At 72.1% G+C, this 22,473-nt stretch carries 17 protein-coding genes; 3 read left to right on the top strand and 14 right to left on the bottom strand.

Features of this window, described 5'->3' with window-relative positions; all coding sequences use genetic code 11:
• Positions 1-22 precede the first annotated feature (22 nt).
• Positions 23-2,605 carry a bifunctional FO biosynthesis protein CofGH gene (locus CIB93_RS21275; RefSeq protein ID WP_096628953.1) on the bottom strand — a complete coding sequence of 861 codons (2,583 nt, stop codon included), beginning with the start codon at positions 2,603-2,605 and terminating at the stop codon, positions 23-25.
• Positions 2,606-2,755: 150 nt separating this feature from the next.
• Here CIB93_RS21275 and CIB93_RS21270 point away from each other — a divergent pair, with 150 nt between their 5' ends.
• Positions 2,756-3,475: an HAD family hydrolase gene (locus tag CIB93_RS21270; protein WP_096628951.1), complete on the top strand. Its 720-nt coding sequence runs from the start codon at positions 2,756-2,758 to the stop codon at positions 3,473-3,475.
• 91 nt (positions 3,476-3,566) lie between these two features.
• Here the strand turns inward: CIB93_RS21270 and CIB93_RS21265 are convergent, their stop codons facing one another.
• The gene (locus tag CIB93_RS21265) at positions 3,567-5,051 is read right to left on the bottom strand and encodes a penicillin-binding protein 2 (protein ID WP_096628949.1); all 1,485 of its coding nucleotides are present in this window, start codon (positions 5,049-5,051) and stop codon (positions 3,567-3,569) included.
• 148 nt (positions 5,052-5,199) lie between these two features.
• Positions 5,200-6,045, bottom strand: a complete 846-nt coding sequence (locus tag CIB93_RS21260; protein ID WP_096628947.1) for an LLM class F420-dependent oxidoreductase — start codon at positions 6,043-6,045, stop codon at positions 5,200-5,202.
• A gap of 125 nt (positions 6,046-6,170) precedes the next feature.
• Here CIB93_RS21260 and CIB93_RS21255 point away from each other — a divergent pair, with 125 nt between their 5' ends.
• Positions 6,171-6,626, top strand: a complete 456-nt coding sequence (locus CIB93_RS21255) for a hypothetical protein (RefSeq protein WP_096628945.1) — start codon at positions 6,171-6,173, stop codon at positions 6,624-6,626.
• 45 nt (positions 6,627-6,671) lie between these two features.
• Here the strand turns inward: CIB93_RS21255 and CIB93_RS21250 are convergent, their stop codons facing one another.
• From CIB93_RS21250 to CIB93_RS21240, 3 genes are all read right to left on the bottom strand, one after another.
• Complete coding sequence (locus CIB93_RS21250) at positions 6,672-7,883, bottom strand: hypothetical protein (protein ID WP_096628943.1); 1,212 nt, start codon at positions 7,881-7,883, stop codon at positions 6,672-6,674.
• 156 nt (positions 7,884-8,039) lie between these two features.
• Positions 8,040-8,300, bottom strand: coding sequence for a hypothetical protein (locus tag CIB93_RS21245; RefSeq protein WP_096628941.1), 261 nt, complete (start codon positions 8,298-8,300; stop codon positions 8,040-8,042).
• A gap of 136 nt (positions 8,301-8,436) precedes the next feature.
• Positions 8,437-11,241 carry a GNAT family N-acetyltransferase gene (locus CIB93_RS21240; RefSeq protein WP_257002291.1) on the bottom strand — a complete coding sequence of 935 codons (2,805 nt, stop codon included), beginning with the start codon at positions 11,239-11,241 and terminating at the stop codon, positions 8,437-8,439.
• 124 nt (positions 11,242-11,365) lie between these two features.
• Here CIB93_RS21240 and CIB93_RS21235 point away from each other — a divergent pair, with 124 nt between their 5' ends.
• Positions 11,366-12,094 (top strand): siderophore-interacting protein, encoded by a 729-nt coding sequence (locus tag CIB93_RS21235; RefSeq protein ID WP_096628938.1) that lies wholly within the window; start codon positions 11,366-11,368, stop codon positions 12,092-12,094.
• 28 nt (positions 12,095-12,122) lie between these two features.
• On the opposite strand, the gene CIB93_RS21230 is transcribed toward CIB93_RS21235, so the two are convergent.
• The 8 genes from CIB93_RS21230 to CIB93_RS21195 form a co-directional block, all read right to left on the bottom strand.
• Entirely contained in the window at positions 12,123-13,694 is a 1,572-nt protein-coding gene (locus CIB93_RS21230; RefSeq protein WP_096628936.1) for an APC family permease, read from the bottom strand.
• 240 nt (positions 13,695-13,934) lie between these two features.
• Positions 13,935-15,398 (bottom strand): aldehyde dehydrogenase family protein, encoded by a 1,464-nt coding sequence (locus CIB93_RS21225; RefSeq protein ID WP_096628935.1) that lies wholly within the window; start codon positions 15,396-15,398, stop codon positions 13,935-13,937.
• Entirely contained in the window at positions 15,395-17,134 is a 1,740-nt protein-coding gene (locus tag CIB93_RS21220; RefSeq protein ID WP_096628933.1) for an amidohydrolase family protein, read from the bottom strand. Before CIB93_RS21220 ends, CIB93_RS21225 begins: the two co-directional genes overlap by 4 nt.
• 231 nt (positions 17,135-17,365) lie before the next feature.
• Entirely contained in the window at positions 17,366-18,490 is a 1,125-nt protein-coding gene (locus CIB93_RS21215; RefSeq protein ID WP_096628932.1) for an LLM class flavin-dependent oxidoreductase, read from the bottom strand.
• A gap of 136 nt (positions 18,491-18,626) precedes the next feature.
• Positions 18,627-19,424: an SDR family NAD(P)-dependent oxidoreductase gene (locus CIB93_RS21210; protein WP_096628930.1), complete on the bottom strand. Its 798-nt coding sequence runs from the start codon at positions 19,422-19,424 to the stop codon at positions 18,627-18,629.
• 11 nt (positions 19,425-19,435) lie between these two features.
• Positions 19,436-20,344: a TIGR03619 family F420-dependent LLM class oxidoreductase gene (locus CIB93_RS21205; protein WP_179500191.1), complete on the bottom strand. Its 909-nt coding sequence runs from the start codon at positions 20,342-20,344 to the stop codon at positions 19,436-19,438.
• Between the two features lie 120 nt (positions 20,345-20,464).
• Positions 20,465-21,364 carry an NAD(P)-dependent oxidoreductase gene (locus CIB93_RS21200; protein WP_096628929.1) on the bottom strand — a complete coding sequence of 300 codons (900 nt, stop codon included), beginning with the start codon at positions 21,362-21,364 and terminating at the stop codon, positions 20,465-20,467.
• The gene (locus CIB93_RS21195) at positions 21,357-22,370 is read right to left on the bottom strand and encodes an NAD(P)-dependent oxidoreductase (RefSeq protein WP_096628927.1); all 1,014 of its coding nucleotides are present in this window, start codon (positions 22,368-22,370) and stop codon (positions 21,357-21,359) included. Before CIB93_RS21195 ends, CIB93_RS21200 begins: the two co-directional genes overlap by 8 nt.
• Positions 22,371-22,473: the final 103 nt, after the last annotated feature.

Here is a 22,473-nt window from a genome sequence, read left to right as displayed (position 1 = left end):
CCCGCCTCCCTCTCCCCCGCCGTCAGCTCGGCACCACCGGCAGTAGCTCCGGCAGCTGGCCGTCCGAGGCCGTCGCCGCCGCCACCCGTTCCGCCGGGACCTCCCCGTACAGGGTCGTGCGCGGGCGGGCCGGGCGGCCCGCCAGTTCGGCGATGGCGGTGAGGTCCTCGATGGAGCGGTACGAGCCGTAACTCGACCCGGCCATACGGGAGATCGTCTCCTCCATCAGCGTGCCGCCCAGGTCGTTCGCGCCCGAGCGGAGCATTTCCGCCGCGCCCTCCGCGCCGAGCTTCACCCAGCTCGTCTGGATGTTGGTGATGTGGGGGTGGAGGAGGAGCCGGGCCATCGCGGTGACCGCGCGATTGTCGCGGTCGGTCGGGCCGGGGCGGGCGATGCCCGCCAGGTAGACAGGGGCGTTGGTATGGATGAAGGGGAGGGTGACGAACTCCGTCAACCCGCCTGTCTCCTGCTGGAGTCGGGACAGCGTACGGAAGTGGCCCAGCCAGTGGCGAGGCTGGTCGACATGGCCGTACATCATCGTCGAGGACGAGCGCAGACCCACCTCGTGAGCGGTCCTGATGACCTCCAGCCAGGTGGCCGTGGGCAGTTTGCCCTTGGTGAGGACCCAGCGGACCTCGTCGTCCAGGATCTCCGCCGCCGTACCGGGGATCGAGTCGAGCCCGGCCTCCTTGGCGGCCGTCAGCCAGTCGCGGATCGACAGGCCGGTGCGGGTCGCCCCGTTGACGACCTCCATGGGGGAGAACGCGTGCACGTGCATGCCGGGGGTCCGCTCCTTCACCGCTCGCGCGATGTCGAAGTAAGCCGTCCCGGGCAGGTCCGGGTGGATGCCGCCCTGCATGCAGACCTCGACCGCGCCCACGTCCCACGCCTGCGCAGCCCGGTCCGCGACCTGGTCGAGCGAGAGCGTGTACGCGTCGGCGTCCGTACGGCGCTGGGCGAAGGCGCAGAAGCGGCAGCCGGTGTAGCAGACGTTGGTGAAGTTGATGTTCCGCGTGACGATGTACGTGACGTCCTCGCCGACCACGTCCCGGCGCAGCGCGTCCGCGATCCGGCACAGCTCGTCCAGCGCCGGGCCGTCCGCGTGGAGGAGGGCGAGGGCCTGGTCGTCGGTGAGTTTCGTCGGGTCGTCGGCGGCCTGGCTCAGCGCCTGGCGTACGTCGGCGTCGATGCGGGACGGGACCATGCCGGGGGCCGCCGCCTCGCGGAGCGCCTCCCAGTCCCCGTAGACCTCGTCGAAGTCGTCGCGGCGGTCGCCGGTGCGGCCCTCGGTGTCGATGGTGGCGTGCAGGTCGGTGCGGCCGGTGGAGGTGAAGCCCTCGTCCGGTTCCTGCCAGGGCAGGCCGGCGGGGATCGCGTCCTCGCGGGCGAGGCCCGTCTCCGGGTCGGCCAGGGCGCGGACGTGCGGGAGGAGGCGGGGGTCGAGCCAGGGCTCCCCGCGCTGGATGAACTCGGGGTAGATGGTGAGGCGTTCGCGGAGCGTGAAGCCCGACTCGGCTGTCCGGTCCGCCAGTTCCTCGATGTGGGGCCAGGGGCGCTCGGGGTTCACGTGGTCGGGCGTGAGGGGTGAGACCCCGCCCCAGTCGTCGATGCCCGCGCCGATGAGCAGCGCGTACTCCGCGTCCACCAGGTTCGGCGGGGCCTGGATGCGGGCGGACGGGCCGAGGATGTGCCGGGCTACCGCGATGGCCGCGGCCAGCTCCTCCAGCTCCGCGTCGGGCATCTTGCGCATCGCCGTGTCCGGCTTGGCGCGGAAGTTCTGCACGATGACTTCCTGGATGCCGTGGTAGGCGCGGGCCGTCCTGCGCAGCTCGAAGAGGGAGTCGGCGCGCTCCTCGTAAGACTCGCCGATCCCGATCAGGATGCCGGTCGTGAAGGGGACGTTGGAGCGGCCCGCGTCCTCCAGCACGCGCAGCCGTACGGCCGGTTCCTTGTCCGGGGAACCGTGGTGCGGGCCGCCCGGCTCGGACCACAGGCGGGTCGCCGTGGTCTCCAGCATCATCCCCATGGAGGGGGCGACCGGCTTGAGGCGCTGGAGGTCGGTCCAGGTCATCACGCCCGGGTTGAGGTGGGGCAGCAGGCCCGTCTCCTCCAGGACCCGGATCGCCATGGCACGTACGTACGCGAGGGTGTCGTCGTACCCCTCCGCCTCCAGCCACTCCCGCGCCTCCGGCCAGCGGTCCTCCGGGCGGTCCCCGAGCGTGAACAGGGCTTCCTTGCAACCCATCGCCGCGCCCTCGCGGGCGATCTTCAGCACCTCGTCGGGCGAGAGGAACATCCCGTGGCCCGCCCGGCGGAGCTTGCCCGGGACGGTGACGAAGGTGCAGTAGTGGCACCGGTCACGGCAGAGACGGGTGAGCGGGATGAAGACCTTGCGCGAGTACGTGATCACGCCCGGCCGGCCCGCGGCTTCCAGGCCCGCGTTCCGTACCCGGGCGGCGGACGCCGCGAGGTCCGTCAGATCGTCGCCGCGCGCCTGGAGCAGCACGGCGGCCTCGGTCACGTCGAGGGCGACACCGTCGCGGGCTCGTCTGAGCGCGCGCCGCATGGCGTTGGAGGTCGGGCGTCCGCTCTGAGCATCGGTCATGAACCGAGCATACGAGCGAGGTGCACGCGCCGGACCAGGGCCTCGGCCCGGGATTCGCCGCCCGCGACATGACCGTGGTCACTCGTGCGGGCCGACTCACCCGGATGAGAGCCCGCCGACGGTGTCCTCACGCCTAATGTCGGAACGGTGATGGAAACGATCGTCCTCGACATCGGCGAAACCCTCGTACGCGACGACCGGCACTGGGCGTCCTGGGCCAACTGGCTCGGCGTACCGCCGCACACGCTCAGTGCGCTGGTGGGCGCGGCCGTCGCCCAGGGCCGCGACGCCACGGACGCGCTGCTCGTCCTGCGGCCCGGCATGGACGTCGACGAGGCCTGCTCCGCCCGCGTGGCCGCCGGACGCGGTGAGCACCTCGACGAGTCGGACCTCTATCAGGACGTGCGGCCCGCACTGGGCGAACTGCGGGCCGCGGGCGTCCGCGTGGTGGTGGCGGGGAACGGCACGGCCCGCGCCGGAGAGCTGCTGCGGGCGCTGGACCTGCCCGCCGACCTGGTGGTCACCTCGGCCGAGTGGGGCGTGCGGAAGCCGGACCCGGCGTTCTTCGGGCGGGTGACGGAGTTGGCGGGTGCGGCCCCGGAGGCGACGCTGTACGTGGGCGACCACCCGGCCGAGGACCTGTTTCCCGCCGCCGCGGCGGGCCTGCGAACGGCCCATCTGCGGCGCGGGCCGTACGGGCACTGGTGGGCGGACCACCCGGACGTGGTGGAGACGGCGGACTTCCGCATCGGCGCGCTGACGGAGCTGGTGGGGCTGACGGACTCGGTCGGGCCGAAGGCGCCGCCCGACGCGGTGTCGGACGAGAAGCCGAAGGTGGTGCGGCGGGGGGCGCTGCGGTCGGTCCGGTAGGGACCGGCCGGCCCCCCGAGCCCGGCGTGATCCGAACGAAGGCCCTGGCGTAGCTGTCGTCGTCCGCCCGCCAGGGATGACGGGGCAGCCCTCAGTCCCCCAGCACCGCCTGCATCACGCTCTTCGCGATCGGGGCGCCGAGGCGGCCACCGGAGATGTCGGAGCGGGAGATGTCCATGTCCGTCGGGTCGATGAACACCGCGACCGCGACCGAGCGGCCGTCGTCCTTCTTGCCGTAGCTGACGAACCAGCCGTACGGGACCTTGTCGCGGACGTTCACACCGCGCTGGGCGGTGCCCGTCTTGCCGCCGACCGTCACACCGTCGATCAGGGCGCGCTGGGCGCTGCCCTCCTTCGCCGTGTGCTCCATCATTTCCTGGACCTTCTTCGCCGTCTCCGCCGAGACGGCCTGGCTCATCTCCTTCGGCTCGTTCTTCTCCAGCGTGGAGAGGTCCGGGCCGCGCAGCTCCTCCACGATGTAGGGCTGCATCAGCTTGCCGTCGTTGGCGAGGGCCGCCGTCACCATCGCCATCTGCATCGGGGTGCTCGTCAGGCTGCCCTGGCCCATGCCGGTGAGCGCCGTACCGGGCTTGTCGAGCTTCTCGGGGTAGAGGCTCTTCGTGGCGAGCATGTCGCCGAACTCGTCCGAGTAGACGTCCTCGTTGAACCCGAACTTCTCCGCGGTCTCGCGCATCCGGTCCTCGCCCAGCTCGGCGGCCGCGTCGAGGAAGACGTTGTTGCAGGAGTACTGCATGGCGGTCTTCATGGACGCCTTGTCGCAGACCGCGTCCCCCGCCTCGCTGCCGATCCTGTTCGTGGAGAGCGGCAGCGGATACGGCGACACCGCGTCCGTCCGGGCGTCCACGTCCGTGACCACGCCGTGCTCCAGCGCGGCCGCCGCGGTGAGGATCTTGAAGGTGGAGCCGGGCGGGAAGGTCTCGCGCAGCGGGCGGTTGGCCAGCGGCTTGCTCTTGTCGTCGAGGAGCGCCTTGAAGCGGTCGCTCTCCTTGAACGAGATCCCGGCGAACACCCCGGGGTCGTAGGAGGGCGTGGAGACCAGGGACAGGACCTTGCCCGTACGCGGGTCCAGGGCGACGACCGCGCCCCGGGCTCCCAGGTCCGTCAGCCCCTTGTAGGCGGCCTTCTGCGCCTTCGCGTCGATCGTGGTGATCACGTCGCCGCCGCGCCGGGGCTGCCCCATCAGGACGTCCTTGGCGTGCCGGAAGGCGAAGCGGTCGTCCTGGCCGCTGAGGATGCTGTCGTACGTCCGCTCCAGCAGCGAGGTGCCCTGGGCCTGGGAGGCGTAGCCGGTGACGGGCGCGTACATCGGCCCGTCCTTGAAGGTCCGCCGGAACTGGTAGTCCGTGCTCCCGGTCTCCTTCGAGCCGGTGATCGCCTTGCCGCCGACGATGATGTCGCCGCGCGGGGAGGCGAACCGCTCGAACCGCACCCGGGCGTTCCTCTCGTGCTGGGCCAGCTCCTCGCGGTCCACGTGCTGGAGCCAGTTCGCCCGCAGCAGCAGGGCCAGCACCAGCAGCCCGCAGAAGATGGCTATGTGCCGCAACGGCCTGTTCATTCCACTCCCCACTCGGGCGGGCACCAGGTCCAGCGCGGGACGCGCACTGACGCGCTCGTACGCGTCCGCGGACCGGGCCCGCGTTCGCGATCCCCGGAGAGTAAGGATGCCCTGCGGCCGTGCCCGGTTGCACCCGCCCCCCGCGGGCCTACAGGTACGCGGCGTAGGCGTCCAGCGCCCGCAGCACCTCCGGCTCGTCGGCCGGGGGCAGCTGGAGCACGACCTCCTCGATGCCCAGATCCGCGTAGTGGGCGAGCTTCCCCGGGCTCGGCAGGACCGCGTGCGGCACCACCTGGAGGCCCTTCGGGTCGCGCCCGGCCTCCTCCCAGACCGCCCGCAGCTTCGGGAGGGACTCGGTGAGGCCCCGGCCGCCGATGGGCAGCCAGCCGTCCGCGTACTCCGCGATGTGCGCGAACAGCTTCGGGCCCGCTCCGCCGCCGATCAGGGTGCGCGGGCCGTTGACCGGGCCGCGCGGCCGCTGGACCGGCTTGGGGTGCGCCTCGCTCGCCTGTACGGACCCGAACTCGCCGTCGTACGCCGTTGGCTCGTCCGCCCACAGGGCCCGCATCAGCGCCATCCGGTCCCGGCCCAGGTCCCGGCGGGTCGACCACCGCACCCCGTGGTCGACGGCCTCCTCCACGTTCCAGCCGTAGCCGATGCCGAGGGTGAACCGGCCGCCGGAGAGGTGGTCCAGGGTGGCCGCCTGCTTGGCCAGGCCGATCGGGTCGTGCTGGGCGATCAGCGTGATGCTGGTGCCCAGCGCGAGGCGTTCGGTGACCGCGGCGGCCTGGCCGAGGGCGACGAAGGGGTCCAGGGTGCGGCCGTACTCGCGGGGCAGATCACCGCCCGCCGGATACGGCGTGCTCCGGCTCACCGGGATGTGGGTGTGCTCGGGCAGGTACAGCCCGGCGAACCCCCGCTGCTCCAGCTCGCGGGCGAGTCTGACCGGTGTCACCGTCTCGTCGGTGAGGAAGATCGTCGTGGAGATCCGCATCGGGAACACCTCCGTCGTCTGCACGGGGGCCAAGATATGCCGTAGGCCCGAGAATTCCGAGACCATGTCAGCCCTGGCCATAGCCTGGGAGCGGGCAGGACTGCGGGAGAGGACGTGGGATGGGAATGGGACTGGGGTTCTTCCTGCTGCCCGCAGGCGGTGCGCTGAGCCTGACCGGTGTGTTCCTGGGCAGCAGCACGCTGATCGGGCTGAGCTGGATCATGTGGGCGGCCGGGATCCTGCTGCTGATCGCCCAGCGCTACCGCCGCCCGCCGGACCCCCGGCAACTGGCCGTCGCCGCTGCCGCCGGGGACGCCCGTGCCGTTCGGGGGCTGCGCACGCTCGCCCTGGACGCGCGGAGCCAGGGGCGGCCGGACGCCGCCGAGCGGATGCTGCGGCAGGCGGTGAAGGCCGGGGACGTGGAGTCGATGTGGGAGCTGGGCCGGCTGGTCCAGGACCGCGAGGGTCTGGCGGCGGCGGAACCTTGGTTCCGGATGGCCGCCGGGCGCGGTCACGTCGTCGCCCGGCGGCTTTTCCGGGCGGGCGGCGAGCTGAACCGGGACGGGACGAGCCCTCTGTAGCCGCGCGTGCGGCTACAGAGGGCTCGCCTTCTTCCGTTCAGGAGATCAGAACTTGCCGTAGCGGCCCGTCAGGTCCGCCTCCTGGCACAGGACCGATCCGATCAGGCAAGGCAGGCCGACGTACTTGCGGGTGTAGACGTTGGTGACCTTGCCGCCGTTGTAGATGTAGATGTGGTGGTTGGGCATCAGGCGGTGCTTGCCCGAGCGGATGGTCCAGTTGCCGCTCTTGGTCATGTTGATGGTGGCCGCGCCGCTGATGGCCCCCTTGACCCCGCCCAGCCCCTTGCAGAACGGGTTCGCGGCGTGCATGACGAACCGGATGTCCACGGAGTTCTTGCCCGACCCCAGCTTCTTGGCGGTCATGTGCTTGTCCGTGGCCGTCTTCGTGGCGACCTTCTTGCCGGTCGACTTCTTGTAGACGTGGGTAGGCTTGACCGACTTGTTGCCCACCACCTTCTTGTTGCTCCAGGTGACGGTGGCGTGCAGGGCCGCGCGGTACTTGTCCGACTTCCAGTCGAACTTGGAGCGGCCGTCACCGCCGTACTGGAAGCCCTTCTTGTAGTCGCAGCCGGCCGCGGGAGCGTCCACCTTCTTGAACGGCAGGAACGCGACCCAGCTCAGCGTGGTGGTCTTCGCCGCGGCCGCCGCCTCGGCCTGCCGGACCGCCTGACCGCGCAGCCCGGCGAGGGAGCCGGTGGCCGGGACGGAGACGTTCATGCCCCAGGTCCTGGCGCCGGAGTGACCGCCCTCGGGGAGGAGCGGAATGACCTGGTAGTCGTACTGGGCGCCCGGCTTGACGGCGGTGTCCCGGAAGGACTGCACGCCCGCGCCCGGCCGGGCGATCTCCTTGCCGTCGCGGGTGACGACGTACTGGGCGTTCTCGGCGTAAGCCTTCCAGGACAGCTCCACGAAGCCCTGGCCGGCCGCGGCGGTTATGCCTTCGTCCGCCGACGAGGTGTCGACGACGGCGGTCTCGCCGGAGGCGGCCCGCGCGACGCCGAGGCCCTGCGCGTCGAGCGCCTTGCCCTGGGCGCTGTCCGCGGCGAAGCCGGTGACGTCCTTCAGTCCGCCGTACGACGTGGCGGACAGCTGCGACACGGCGAACGCCGGACCGGACCCGTCGGAGGAGACCGCGGAGGCGGAGGCCGGTCCGGAGGCGGAGCCCGAGGCGAGAGCGGTCGCCTGGAAGCCGCCCGCGACGAGCGCGAGCGGGGTCACTGACAGCGCGGTCACCTTGGCGAAACGCGAGAACTGCATGTGTTTCCCTTCATCCCCGTCGACACCACGGCCGAGGCCATGGCATCGGGCGCCCTGGTGTCAGGCACCTGCCATCGACCTTAGGAAGGGGGACAGAAGGGTTCAATTGCCCCTTGAGGCATTGCCCTTAGGGGCAATGCCTCAAGGGGCAATGGCTCAGAGGCCGCCGGTGTAGGCGAAGAGGAAGAAGAGCGGGAGGAGCACACCGACGGCACCGGCGGCGAGGCCGATGTAGCACTGGGTCCGGTTGACCGGGACCCTGCTGACCAGACCGAGGACGCCGAAGGTGACCGCGAGGGCGCCGGCCAGGAGCGCGAAGACGGCGAGGAAGAAGGAGAGGACCACCGCGACGACGCCCAGGCCGAGCGAGACGGGCGCGTAGAGGGTGGCAGGGCTTTCGGTGGTTCCGGTGGCCATGGCGCTTCCCTTGTCGTGAGGTGTCTGCATCGTCCTGTGTACGCGGGCGGAAAGCCTCCCGCTCCTCCCCATCATGGCATTCGCCGACGGCCCGGCCCGAACGGCCCCTGAGCGCCGCACGGCAGGGCCACGGCCCTCAGGCCAGGCCCAGCGCCGCCCGGCTCAGGAACGCCAGCCGGGCCGTCTTCTCCGGCTTCTGGATCTCCGGGCCCAGCTCGAAGCCGACCCGGACCATCCGGGCGAGCGCCTTCTCGTTGCGGGCGTCCGGCTCGACGACGACCCGCAGGTGGGCCGGGTCGCTGAAGACGTAACCGATGAACGCGGTGAGCAGGGCGTCGGTGTACCCCTTCACCGCGCCCTCGCCCTCGGCGGGCGCGATCAGCAGGTGGATACCGAAGTCCCCGGGCTGGACGTCGTAGCACTCGCCCACCGGGTCGGCGTCCGGCTCGTACGTCTGGAAGAGCGCGGCCGGGACGCCGTCGCGCAGCGCCAGGTAGGCGTGGTGGGTGGGGAGTGAGTCGACGAACTCGTAGATCTCCTGGACCTGTTCACGGGTGTGGTCGGCCATGCCCCAGAACCGGGCGCGCTCCTCGGTGACCCAGCCGTGCAGCAGGCCGGCGTCGGCCGCCGGGTCGACCGGGACCAGGCGGACGGTGCCGAAGCCCTCGACCTTCTGCTCGTGCACGGCCGGGCGGAGGGCGGGCGCGGTGGGTTCGGTGACGGTCATGGGGGCCTTGTCCTCGTCGTTCTCGGCGCCCTCGGGGCGGGGCGTCGCGGGGTGTGTCGTGCGGTGCAGCAGGTTCCAGTCGGTGACGACCGGGGCGAGGTCGCCCCGCGCCCACAGGGGTGTCTGGTCGCGGTGGTGCGCGGACCCGGGGACGCCGGACGCACCGAAGGGCACCACCCACCTGCTGTCCTCGCGGCGGGCCAGGTCCCAGACGTAACGGGCGGCCGGGCCCCGGGCGAACAGGTCGGTGACGCCGGGCACGCTGGAGGTGGACAGCACGCAGTCGTGGTCGCCCGCGAGCCCCGGCCGGGCGGCCTCGTCGGGGACCGCGTCCGGGAGCGCCTGCCAGGGGGACAGCCGGTGCAGCTCGCCCCACGGGCCGGGCGGGGTCTCCTCGGCCGCCGCCGCGACCGCCTCGGCCGAGGCCGCGACCACCGCCAGCCGGTCCTCGTACGGCAGGAACCCCACGGTCAGCAGGGTCTCCAGGGCGTAGCCGATCCGGGGGACGGTGGCGAGCCAGGGGCGGAAGAGCGGCGGGTAGGCGGTCGAGCGCCACGGATCGTCCGCGGCCGTGAGGGCCTTCAGGGCTGGGTGGGCGGCCAGGCGGTGGACGACGTCCGTGCGCAGCCGCGCGTAGAGGGTCGCTTCGGTGCTGTCCGCGTCCATGTGGCGGTCCCAGCGCAGCAGCCGGTCCCGGAGGCGTTCGGCGGCGGGGCCCAGGGCCGGGGCCCCGGCGAGCAGGGACAGCAGCGGGCGGGCCGAGGCGAGGCGGGTGTCGGTGTGGACGGCGGCCATGTCGGCGGGCGAGCGGTCCGTGTCCGCGTCGAGCAGCTCCCGTATCCGGCGGGCCCGGTGCGGGGGCGCGAACTCCACGCCCAGCGGGGCGGCGAGGCCACGTTCGTTGGCCATCACGGCGATCCCGGTGGCGGGGTCGACCTCGGTGCGGGGCAGGGGGACGGTCTCGCCCCCGCGCCAGGCGTACGCCGGGTCCTCGGCCGGAACGACCCGCAGCCGGTTGGCGTACGGGCGCGCCGGGACGTGTCCGGCGGTCCGGTGCAGGGTGTCCCCGGCGGTGTCGGCGGCCAGGACCACGTTGACCGGCTCGACCCAGCGGTCGAGGGCGGCGTCGAGGTCGGCGACCGTACGGGCCCGGAGCAGCGCGGGCAGCACGTCGAAGCCGAGGTCGCCGGTGACGCGGGGCGGGTGGCGGAGGCTGATGACGGGCGCGTCGGGGCTCGGAGCGTCGTGCACGTCCCCGATGATCACCGGCCCCCGGTCCGTCTCCACGATCTCGACCGTCTCCGGCTCTCCCCCGGCGACCTCCACGGTCTCGGTGTGGGCGTGGACCCGGTACCAGCCGTCCGGGCCCAGTGCCTCGACCCCACCGTCCGGGGTGCGGCGCAACCGCTCCCGGTACAGGTCCTGGTAGTCCGCCATGGCGTTGGTGATCGCCCAGGCGACGCCCCCCGTGTGTCCGAAGTGGGCGATGCCGGGGATGCCCGGGACCGCGAGGCCGACGACGTCGAACTCGGGGCAGGCGAGCCGGATCTGCTGGTAGACGCCGGGGGCCTCGATGAAGCGGTGCGGGTCGCCCGCGATGAGGGGGGCGCCGGTGGTGGTGCGGTCGCCGGTGAGGAGCCAGCCGTTGCTGCCCGCGGTGCCGGGGCCGTCGGTGGCGAAGAGGGTCATGTGGTCCTCGCCGAGTCGGCGGGCGACCTCTTCGCGCCAGAGTTTGGTGGGGAACCCCGCGAACAGGATGTGCGTGGAGAGCCAGACGCCGAGCGGGGTCCAGGGCTCCCAGCGGCCGGGGACGAGCGAGGCCGCGGCGAACTCGGGGGCCAGGGCGGCCCCTTCGGCGAGGCCCTCGTTGACTCCGTCGACGTACGCGCCCACCCAGGCGGCGGTCTCGGGCGCGAGCCCCTCGTAGCAGCGGCGGGCGGTGTCGGCGAGCCGGGCCCGCCGGACGAACCGGTCCCAGTCGACGGCCTCCGCACCGAGGTACGCGGCGGTCGTGCCGAGCACCCGGTGGCGCTCGGTCTCCAGCTGCCAGGCCCGGTCCAGGGCCGCGTTGTGCCCCTGGGCGCGGGCCAGGCCGAGGACGTCGGCGGCCCGCAGGTGGGGTATCCCCCAGTCGTCCCGCAACACCTCGAAGCGGCCACCGGCGCCCCGGTCCGGTCCGGCGTCGGGTCTCTCGCTGCCGGTGCCAGCGGTCATCGCTCTGCCCATCCCCTGCTCCGGTGGTTTTCAGCCACTCCCCAGCCCTAAAGATTTAGGTTAGCCTAACCTAAAGCGACTCTTTGGCAGTGGGCCGGGGCGCCAGGGCGAGGCAGGAGACACCGTGGGACATGGCTGGGAAGGCGTCGTTCTCAAACTGCTCCGGGGGCGTGATTTCACGTTCACGGTGACCGGCGCGGAGCAGGTCACCGACCGCTTCCGCCGGGTGCACATGAGCGACGGCGGGCTGCTCGCGGCGACCGGCGGCGCGCATCCGACGATGTGGGTGCGGCTCTGGTTCGAGGAGGCCGGCAAGCCGCACCAGCGCGCCTACACCCTGGTCGACCCGGACCCCGAGGCCGGGACCTTCAGCCTCGAATTCGCCCTCCACGAGGGCCCCGCCTGCGACTGGGCGCGGGCCACCCAGCCCGGCGACACGATCGACGCGACGCTCCAGGGCACCGGCTTCGCCCTGCCCGACCCGGCGCCCTCCCGGCTCTTCGTGATCGGCGACCCGGCCGCGCTGCCCGCGATCAACTCGCTGCTGGACGCGGTCCCGGACACCCCGGCGACCATCTGGTTCGAGACCTCGGACGAGGACGACCGGAAACTGCCGTTCCGCCTCGACGAGGCCCACCACACCCTGCACCACGTGGAGCGCCGCGAGGCGGGCGCGCATCTGGTCTCCGAGGTGAAGGCCGCGCTGCCGGGACTGCTGGGCGAGGACCACTCGGACGCGTACGTCTGGGTCGCCTGCGACACGTCGACCACCCGGACCCTGTCGGCGTACCTCCGCAAGGAGCTGGGCCTGCCCAAGGACCGGGTGAACGCGCTGGGTTACTGGCGCCCGTAGTCGGCGGCTGACCGCCGCGCCGGAGGACTCAGTCCTGGACCACCAGGGCCGGGGTCTCCTTCGTCAGCACCTGGCCCCGGAAGAACGCCGGGCTGCGGCGCTCCATCGCGGCCATCAGCACCACGCCCAGGAGCAGCAGCCCCACCCCGATGACGAAGACCGAGCCGACGCCGAACACCGAGGAGCCGGAGCCGTACGCCGGGTCCCACATGTCGTAGAGGGTCTTGGCGAAGACGGCCGCGAGCAGGATGCCGCCGACGACCGGGAAGAGGCCCTTGAAGACCAGGTCGCGGCCGGAGCGGGTCAGTTCGGCGCGGAAGTACCAGGCGCAGGCGAAGGCGGTCAGCGCGTAGTAGAAGCAGATCATGAGGCCGAGCGCGTAGATGGTGTCGATCAGCACATGCTCGCTGACCAGCGTCATCACGGTGTAGAAGACACCGGTCCCGATGCCCGCCACGACCGTCGCCCGGCCGGGAGTCCTGAAGCGGGGGTGGACCTTCGCGTACGAGGCGGGCATCGCCTCGTACGTCGACATCGCGAGGACCGTGCGGGCCACCGGGATGAACGTGGTCTGGAGGCTGGCGGCGGCCGAGGCGAGGACGGCGACGAAGAGCAGCACACCGAGCCCGGAGCCCATGACCGGTCCGGCGAGGGCGGCGAAGACGTTCTCGCCGGTCTCCGGGTTGGCGAGGCCGAGCCCGGTGGTGCCGGAGCCGACGGCCATCTGGGCGGCGACGGCGGTGGCCAGGTAGGCGCCGACCAGGACGATCATGGCGACGAGCGCGGCGCGGCCGGGGGTCTTCTCGCTGCCGGTGGTCTCCTCGTTGGCGGTCAGGCAGGCGTCCCAGCCCCAGAACATGAAGATGGAGAGGGAGAGACCGGCCGTGAAGGCCGCGAAGGACTGGACGGCGAACGGGTTCAGCCAGGACCAGGAGAAGTCGAGCGAGGTGGCGAAGTCCGCGCCGCCGCTGCCCGCCTTGCTCAGGGCCATCGCCACGAACAGCGCGAGCACGGCGAGTTGCAGCCCGACCAGGGTGTACTGGATGCCCTTGGTGGCGGTCATCCCCCGGTAGCTGATGGCGGTGGCGACGGCGACGAGGACGAGGCAGGTACCGATGTGGACCAGCTTGCTGTCGTCCAGGGCGGCGACCGAGGGGCTGCCCGTGACCTCACCCGCCAGCAGCCAGAAGAACGAGGTGGCGACGCCCGCCAGGTTGGACAGGACGATGATCGTCGCGATGACCAGGCCCCAGCCGCACATCCAGCCGACGCGCGGGCCGAACGCCTTCACCGTCCAGGTGAAGGAGGTACCGCAGTCCGGCATCGCCCGGTTCAGCTCGCGGTAGGCGAAGGCCACCAGCAGCATCGGCAGGAACCCGGCCAGGAAGACGGCGGGCATCTGCACGCCGACCTCTCCGGCGGTGGAGCCGAGGGTGGAGGTCAGGCAGTAGACGGGGGCGACGGTGGAGACGCCGATGACGGCGCTGCCCATGAGGCCGACGGAGTTCCCGCCGAGCCCCTTTCCGCGTACACCGCCGTCGGCCGGGGCACTTCCCCGTACCGTGTCTCCGGCCTGTGGCCGCGCGTCCAGCTGAGTCATGAGAAGGACGCTATGCGCTGCGATATCCACATCCGGAGCGTGAGACTCCAACGTCTCACCCTTAGGTACACCGGCCAACAACCCATGAACGCCTCATCAATTCAAGGTCACATCCACATGAAACCTTGCAATGCATGACGCCCGGCCGGACGTGACGACGTACGGTAATCGCAGCACTGTCCGTTTTGTGGCGATTCAAAATTTTCCCGCGCCCTCCGCGACGGGTTCCGGGAAGCCGCCTCAGCCCGGCCAGACGATCGCCTGCGTCTCGCTGTAGGCGTGCAGCGCGTACGAGCCCACGTCCCGTCCCACCCCGCTCTTCTTGAACCCGCCGAACGGGGCCTCCATGTTCCGCCCGACCGTGTTGACACCCACCCCGCCCGCGCGCAGTCGCCGGGCGAGGCGGAAGGCGCGGGCCGCATCGCCGGACCAGACGTAGTCGATGAGGCCGTAGTCGCTGTCGTTGGCGAGCGCGACGCCCTCCTCGTCCTCGTCGAAGGGGACGACCACGACGACCGGGCCGAAGATCTCCTCCCGGACGACCCGCATGTCGTTGGTGCAGTCGGCCAGCAGGGTGGGGGCCACGTAGAAGCCCCGGTCCAGGTGGGCGGGGCGGGCGCCTCCCGTGACGACCCGCGCCCCCTCCTTGCGGCCCAGCTCCACATACGCCTCGACGCCGTCGCGGTGGGCGGCGGAGATGACCGGGCCGACCACGGTGGCCCGGTCGGCGGGGTGCCCGACGGTCAGGCGCCCCGCGTACGCGGCCAGCCCGGCGATCAGCTCGTCCTGGCGGGACCGGTGGACCAGGACGCGGGTCGGAGCCGTACAGATCTGTCCGCTGTAGAACGAGAAGGTCGTCCCGATCCCCGCGACCGCGGAGCTGAGATCAGCGTCTTCGAGGACGAGCGCCGCCCCCTTGCCGCCCAGCTCCATCAGTTGCCGCTTCATACCCCGCCCGCACACCTCCGCGATGCGCTGCCCGACGGCCGTGGAGCCGGTGAAGCTGACCATGTCGACGTCCGGGGAGTCGACGGCTGCCTCCCCCGCCTCCGCGCCCGACCCGGTGACGACGTTCACCACACCCGGCGGAACACCTGCCTCCGCGAGGGCGGCCGCCATCCGGTAGACGGAGAGCGGGTCCTGCGGGGCGGGCTTCACGACGACCGTGTTGCCCATCGCGAGTGCGGGCGCGACCTTGCCCGCCGGGTTGGCCCAGGGGTTGTTGTACGAGGTGATGCAGGTGACCACGCCGACCGGCTGGCGGACGGCCAGCGCCCCGAAGACCCCGGCCCGCCCCATCGGCCCGGCCTCGTTGATCTGCGGTGCGATGGCCTCCTCGACGGGCTCCAGGGCGCCGCGTGCGTACCGGCGGAAGCGGGCGGCGCCCACCGCGACCTGCATGCCCCGAGCGGTGGAGGCGGTCGCTCCGCTCTCCGCGCGGGCGAGGTCGGCGTGGGCGGGGAAGTCGCGCTGGATGATGTCCGCCGCCCGGTCCAGGATCGCGGCGCGCTCCTCGGGGCGGGTCCGCGACCAGGGGCCGAAGGCTTCCTTGGCGGCCGCGGCTGCCTCGTGCACCTGGGCGCGGCTCGCCTCGGGGGCGAGGCCGACGACCTCCTCGGTGGCGGGGTCGATCACTTCGTAGTGGCCGTCGGCGGGCTCGGTCCACCCACCGCCGATGAACAGCCGCTGTGGTTCGGGGCTCACGCCGTGCTCACCGTCCGGGTGTCGCGGCCCGAGCGCAGCACCGTCCCCGGCACCGCCCCCGTGACCTTGTCGTCGCGCAGGGTCTCGATGCCGTTGACGCGTACGGAGACGATCCCGATGGCCTTGGAGTCCAGGCGCGGGCTGTCCCCGGGCAGGTCGTGGACGAGCGTTGCGGGTCCGGCGTCGATCCGCTCGGGGTCGAAGAGGACGAGGTCGGCGTGGAAGCCCTCCTCGATCCGGCCGCGTTCGCGCAGCCCGAAGAGCCGGGCCGGGTCGTCGGTGAGCATCTTGACGGCGGCCGTCAGCGGGACCAGCCTGCGCCCGCGCAGGCAGTCGCCGAGGAAGCGGGTGGTGTACGGGGCCCCGCACATGCGGTCCAGGTGCGCGCCCGCGTCGGACCCGCCGAGCATGACGTCCTCGTGCTCCCAGGTGCGCTGCCGCAGCGCCCAGGAGTCCGGGTCGTTGTCGGTGGGCATCGGCCACAGGACCGTACGCAGGTCGTCGGCGGCGCAGATCTCGACCAGGCAGTGGAAGGGGTCCTGTCCGCGTTCGGCCGCGATGTCGTTGACGACACGTCCGCTGAGGCCTTCGTTGGCGGCGCTGTAGGTGTCCCCGATGACGTACCGGCCGAAGTTCGCGAGCCGCCGGAAGACCCCGGCCTCCTTGCTGTCGGCGCGGCGCAGCATCTCGGCGCGGGTGGCGGGGTCCCGGAGGCGTTCGATCCGCTCGGGCACGGGGAGGGCGAGGATCTCGCCCCAGCCGGGGATGAGGTTGAGGGCGCAGAACGTACCGAGCGACATGTTCATCGGCGTGAGGATCGGCATGGTCAGCGCGACGATCCGGCCGCCCGCGCGGCGGGCGCGTTCGCTGGGGATCAGCTGGCGCGGTACGCGTTCGGGGACGGCGGCGTCGATGGTGAGGACGTTCCAGTTGAGCGGGCGCCCGGCGGCGGCCGTCATGTCGACGAAGAGGTCGATCTCCTCGTCCGAGAACTGGTCCAGGCACCCGGCGACGATCGCCTCCAGCTGGGTCCCCTCGTGCTCCCCGACCGCTCGGGACAGGGCGAGCAGCTCCTCGGGCCGGGCGTGCCGGGAGGCGACGGGCTCGCCGTCGCCGTCGGAGTGCGTGGCGGACTGGGTGGTCGACAGACCCCAGGCCCCGGCGTCCATCGCGTCGTGGAACAGGGCGAGCATGGCGTCCAGCTGCGCGGGGGTCGGCCGGCCACCGACCGCGTCCGGCCCCATGACGTACCGGCGCAGGGCGCAGTGGCCGACCATGAACCCGGCGTTGACGGCGATGCGCCCTTCGAGGGCGTCGAGGTATTCGCGGAAGGTGGACCAGGTCCAGTCGACGCCTTCCTCCAGGGCCGCGAGCGCCATGCCTTCGACCCGGGACATCATCCGGCGGGTGTAGTCGGCGTCCCCGGGCCGGTCGGGGTTCAGCGGCGCGAGGGTGAACCCGCAGTTCCCTGCGGCGACGGTGGTGACGCCGTGGTTCATGGAGGGGGTGGCATAGGGGTCCCAGAAGAGCTGGGCGTCGTAGTGCGTGTGCGGGTCGACGAACCCGGGCGCGAGGACGAGCCCGTCGGCGTCCTCGCTGGTGACGGCCTCCTCGGAGATCGCCCCCGGCTCGGCGATGACCGCGATCCTGCCCCCGCGGATTCCGACGTCGGCGGTGCGGGCGGGACCGCCGGTGCCGTCCACGACGGTCGCGTGGCGAATGAGGTGGTCGAGCATGACGGTGTCCCTTCTTCGGTTCGGTTGGGACAGCCGGGGTACGCACGCTTTCGGCCGCGGTACGTACCCCGGCTCATCAGGGCGACGATCCGGGAAGACGCCGCCCGGCCATGGGTGAGGGCTCAGCGAACCGGGCCCCGCCGGGTTCGAGGCGCGGGGCCCGGGGCGGAGCCCCGAGTTCTCGCCCCTCCGGCGATCCAGGCGCGGGGTCCGGGGCGGGGCCCGGGAAGGTCAGCCCGCCGAGTCACGGAACCGCGAGGTCCGATGCACCGGGTCCGTGTCGATCTTCGGGATCACGTGCTCCCCGATCAGCTTGATCGTGTTCATCGTGTCCTCGGGACTGATCCCGATCGGCAGCCCGAAGCTCAGCTGGTCCGCCCCCGCCCGGTCCCACCGACGGCACTGCTTCAGCACCTCGTCCGGGTCGCCGCAGATCATCAGCTCCTCCGCGATGAGCAGCTCGACGATCTCCTCGGTGTACTCCGGCAGCAGCGCGGGCCACTCCGGGATGCCCTCCGGCCGGGGGAAGGTGTCGTGGTAGCGGAACAGCAGCGACTGGAGGTAGTTGAGCCCGCCGCCCACCGCGATCTCCACCGCCTTGGCGTGCGTCTCGGCGCAGATCGCGGTGGAGGTGACCATCACGTTGTCGTTGACGAACGCCCCCACCGGCTCCGCGTCCTTGACCGCGTTCTTGTAGGACTCGACGACCCATTCCATGTCGGAGACCTTCTGCACGCTGAACCCCAGCACCCCGAGCCCCTTCTTCCCCGCCATGGCGTACGAGGACGGCGACCCGGCCGCGTACCACATGGCCGGGTGAGCGGCCCCGTACGGCTTCGGCAGGATCTTGCGCGGCGGGAGCGACCAGTGCTTGCCCTGGAAGCCGGAGTACTCGTCCTGGAGCCACATCTTGGGGAACTCGGCGATCGTCTCCTCCCACAGCTCCTTCGTGTGGTTCATGTCGGTGATGCCCGGCATGAACCCGAGGATCTCGTGGCTGCCCGCCCCGCGCCCGGTGCCGAACTCGAAGCGCCCCTCGGAGAGATGGTCGAGCATGGCGACCTTCTCGGCCACCTTCACCGGGTGATTGACGGGGGCGAGCGGGTTGAAGATGCCCGATCCGAGGTGGATGCGGTCGGTGGCGTGCGCGAGGTAGCCGAGGTACACGTCGTTGGCCGAGAGGTGCGAGTACTCCTCCAGGAAGTGGTGTTCGGAGGCCCAGGCGTACTTGAAGCCGGACTTGTCCGCCTGAATGACGTACTCGGTCTCCTCGATCAGCGCCTTGTGCTCTGCCTCGGGGTCCACCCTGGCACGCGCGGCGGGCACGTACCCCTGAACAAAGAGCCCGAATTCCACGGAGGTTCACCGTCCTCAAGTTTTCCTGCCCAGGTCTCCCCGACAGTTTCTGACGCATCGTCAGATTGCGATGCGACCGACTGTTCCACCGCCGCCGCGACCCGTCAATACCTGACGCCGCGTCAGGCAAGGGGCTTCAGAAGGGACTGACGCCGGCCAGCCACCCGCCGTCGACGACGAACGGCTGTCCGGTGATGTACGAGGAGTCCTCGGAAGTCAGGAACAGCACCAGCGCGGCGACCTCCTCGGGCCGCCCGATCCGGCCCATCGGGACGAGCTTGCGGTAATACGCGTCCAGGGCGGCGCTCGACGTCGTCAGGTCGGCGCCCGGGTCCAGCAGGGCCGGGTTGCTCATGGCGGTGTCGACGGCACCCGGGCAGACGGCGTTGACCCGGACCCCCTTTCCCGCCAGTTCCATGGCGGCGACCCTGGTGAGCCCCAGCACCGCGTGCTTGGTCGCGGCGTACGCGCCGACCAGGGGCATCCCGGTCAGACCGGTGTACGAGGAGGTGTTGACGATCGTCCCGCCGCCCGCGGCCTCGATCTCCGGAGCGACGGCCCGCATCCCGAGGAACGCGCCCGTGAGGTTGACCCGCACCACCTGCTCGAACTCCGCCAGGGGGGTGTTGACCAGCTCGTTGAAGCGCAGGATGCCCGCGTTGTTGACGAGCCCGTCGATCTTCCCGAAGGCGTCCTTGGCCACGGCGACGGCGGCGACCCAGTCCTCCTCGCGCCCGACGTCCAGCCGTACGAACCGGGCCGCACCCCCACCGAACTCCTCCCCCAACTCCTTCGCCAGCGCCTCCCCTTGCTCGACCAGCACATCGGCGACGACGACCCGCGCACCCTCGGCCGCGAAGAGCCGCGCCTCCTGCTCGCCCTGTCCGCGCGCCGCCCCGGTGACGAGGACGACCCTCCCGTCCAGCTTGCCCATGACGCTCTCCCCTACGTGTTGAGATGCGGGGCCACGTCCGCATCGAACGCCGCCATCTGATCGGTCAGTTCGTCCACGCTCCGACTGCGGAAGCGCACCTGGATCTGATGCACGCCGATCGCCGCGTACTCCCGAAGCGACGCGGCCAGCTCCTCCGGCCTCCCGGCGAGCGTCCGCCGCCCCACCGGCCACCCGGGCTCACCGACGTACAGCGGTTCGGTGATCGCACCGATGACGATCGGGGCGTCGACGCCCGCCTCCCCCCGCAGGGCGTGCACCCGGGCGATCTGCGCGGGCAGCCGGTCGCGGGGGTCACCCTGCGGGAGCCACCCGTCCCCCCGTACGGCGGCGCGGCGCACGGCGGCGGGCGAGGAGCCGCCCACCCAGAGGGGCACCCGCTCCTGCGCGGGCCGGGGCAGCTGCCCGAGCCCGCCGAACGAGAACCGCTCGCCCGAGAACTCCGGGTACTCCTCGGGCCCGAGCGCGGCCCGCAGCGCGTCGATCGTCTCGTCGAGGACACCGCCGCGCCCGTCGAAGTCCGCCCCGACCACCTCGAACTCCTCCCGCACGTGCCCGGCCCCGACCCCGAGGATCAGCCGCCCGCCACTGAGGTGGTCGAGGGTGGCGTACTGCTTGGCGGTGACCAGCGGGTGGCGCAGTCCGACGACGGCGACATGGCTCATCAGCAGTACGCGCCTGGTGACCCCGGCGAGGAACGAGAGCGTGGCGACCGGGTCGTACCAGACGGTGCCCATCCCCTCGGCGAGCCGTCGCGGGATGGCGACATGGTCGCAGCTCGCGATGTAGGCGAAGCCGCCGCGATCGGCGGCGCCGGCGATCCGGGCGAGGTCGGCGGGGGTCGCCGCCGCCTCCCAGGGTTCCGCGTAGATGGCACTCTGCGACTGGACCGGCAGCTGCATTCCGTACGACAGCGGCCCGTCGGACGACGGCAGCGGTATCGGCACGGCAGCCTCCTTCCCCTCCGGCCCGGGGCGGTCACGCCCTGGGCGACGGCCGCCATCGTCATACCTGACAGACCATCAGACAAGAGGTGCGGGCCGCATCAGCTCCAGCACGCTGGAGAAGCTGTCGCCGCCGTGCCCCTCGGCGGCCCGCCGGTCCAGCAGCGCCCGCAGCGGCTCGTGGACGTCACCGGCCACGCCGTGGTCGGCGCCCAGGCGCAGAAGGCTGTGGACGGCGGCCCGGTTCAGGTCGACGGTGGAGACACCGTCCCCGTACGAACGCGTCCCCGCCTCCCGGGCCAGCTCCGGCAGGAACGCGGCCATGCCGCGCAGCCAGCGGGCGGCGAGCGGGGCGAACGCCTCAGGGTCCGTGCCCGACGGCTCCAGCAGCGCGAGGGCGTGCAGGAATCCGGTGAGCGCCGCGTATCCGGTGGAGAGGACGGCGAGATCGTGGACCTCGGCGGCTCCGGGGTCGGCCCCGAAGTAGTGGGCCGACGCCATCACCTCCAACTCCCCGCCATACGTGGTGAACGCGCGCTCGCAGCCGCTGTAGAGGAAGAACGCATCGTCGGTGCCGACGGTCTCGGGGAGTGCCATCATGGCGCCGTCGAGGTAGTCGATGCCGTGCCCGGCGGCCCAGTCGGCCAGCTCCCGGGCCTGGTCCGGGCTGCTGTTGGCCAGGTTGACGAGGGTCCGGCCGCGGAGCGCCTCGCCGACCGGCCCGAACGCCTCCCGTACGGACGCGCTGTCGACGAGCGCGGCGAGGACCAGCGGCCCGGCCGCCACCGCCCGGGCCAGGCTGGTGGACCGGACCGCGCCCCGCTCCACGAGCGCGTCGTCCTTTCCCGGGGAGCGGTTCCACACAGTCACGGCATACCCGGCGTCGAGGAGGGCGGCAGCGATGGCCACGCCCATCCGGCCGAGCCCGACGACGGTGACGTGCGGGGCAGCGGTGCGCCGCTCAGTGCCGTCAGACATGGCGCCGGCCCTTCGCGTTCGGGGCCGGGGCCGCGGCCGCGGCCGGGGTAGTCGTCGCCGTGTCCGCACCGGCCCGCATCGCTTCGACGACGCTCGCGATGCCGCTTCCGCCGTGCCCGGCACCCTCCGCCCCCGCCAGCAGGGCCCCGAACAGTTCCGGCACCTCGGTGCCGACCCCGCCCGCGCGGCTGGTGTGGACGAGGTGGTCCATGGCGGCCCGGTGCACCTCCACCGTGCCGTCGTCCGACGGGTAGCGGCCCTCCTCGATCTGGCGGGCGTGGTCGGCCATCAACGAGGTCACGAAGCCCATGTGGCCGGTCACGACCTCCGCGTACGTACGGAGGTCGGCGCCTGCGGCCCCGGCGAGGGCGATTGAGTGGTAGAACCCGGCCAGGGCGCCCCAGGCCGCGCCGAAGAGAGCCGTGTCGTAGACCGGGGCCTGCGCGGGATCGTCGCCCACGTGGACGGAGTTGCCGAGGGCGGCCAGCACCTCCCGGTGCGCCGCGAAGACCCCGGCCGGACCACCGAAGACGAACAGCGCGTCCGGGCGTCCGACGAGCCGGGTGCCGCTCATGGCCGCCCCGTCGAGGTAGCCGATGCCGTGTCCGGCCGCCCAGTGTGCGGTCTTCGTCGCGTCCTGGGGCGTGCCGGAGGTGAGGTTCACCAGCACCCGGCCGCGCAGCGCCCCGGCCACCGGCTCGACCAGGCCGCGTACGGTCGCGTAGTCCGGCAGGCACACGACGACCAGCGGACTCGCGGCCACCGCGGCCTCCAGACCATTGGCGCGGGCCGCGCCCTGGGCGACGAGCGCGTCGGCCTTCGCGGGGGTGCGGTTCCACACGGTCGTCGGGTGCCCGGCGGCGAGAAAGGCCTGGGCGAGGCGGGTGCCCAGCTGCCCGAGGCCGATGACGGAGACGGTGGCGGTGCCGGCGTCCTCACCGGGCTCGCGTCCCACTGCCGCCCCCTGCGGTGCCGTCGCTTCCGGTGCTGTCCGCTGCTGAGTCATCTGCTTCTCCGCTCTCGCGTTGGTCTGGTGCCGGGCGTCAGGTCCCTGGCGTCCGATGTCCGCTGCCTGACGTCCGGCGCCTGCTGGATGACCTCACCGTGCC

This window comes from Streptomyces sp. WZ.A104 (genome assembly GCF_002382885.1).
Taxonomy (GTDB): Bacteria; Actinomycetota; Actinomycetes; order Streptomycetales; family Streptomycetaceae; genus Streptomyces.
This window is presented reverse-complemented; position numbering and strand designations above follow the sequence as displayed.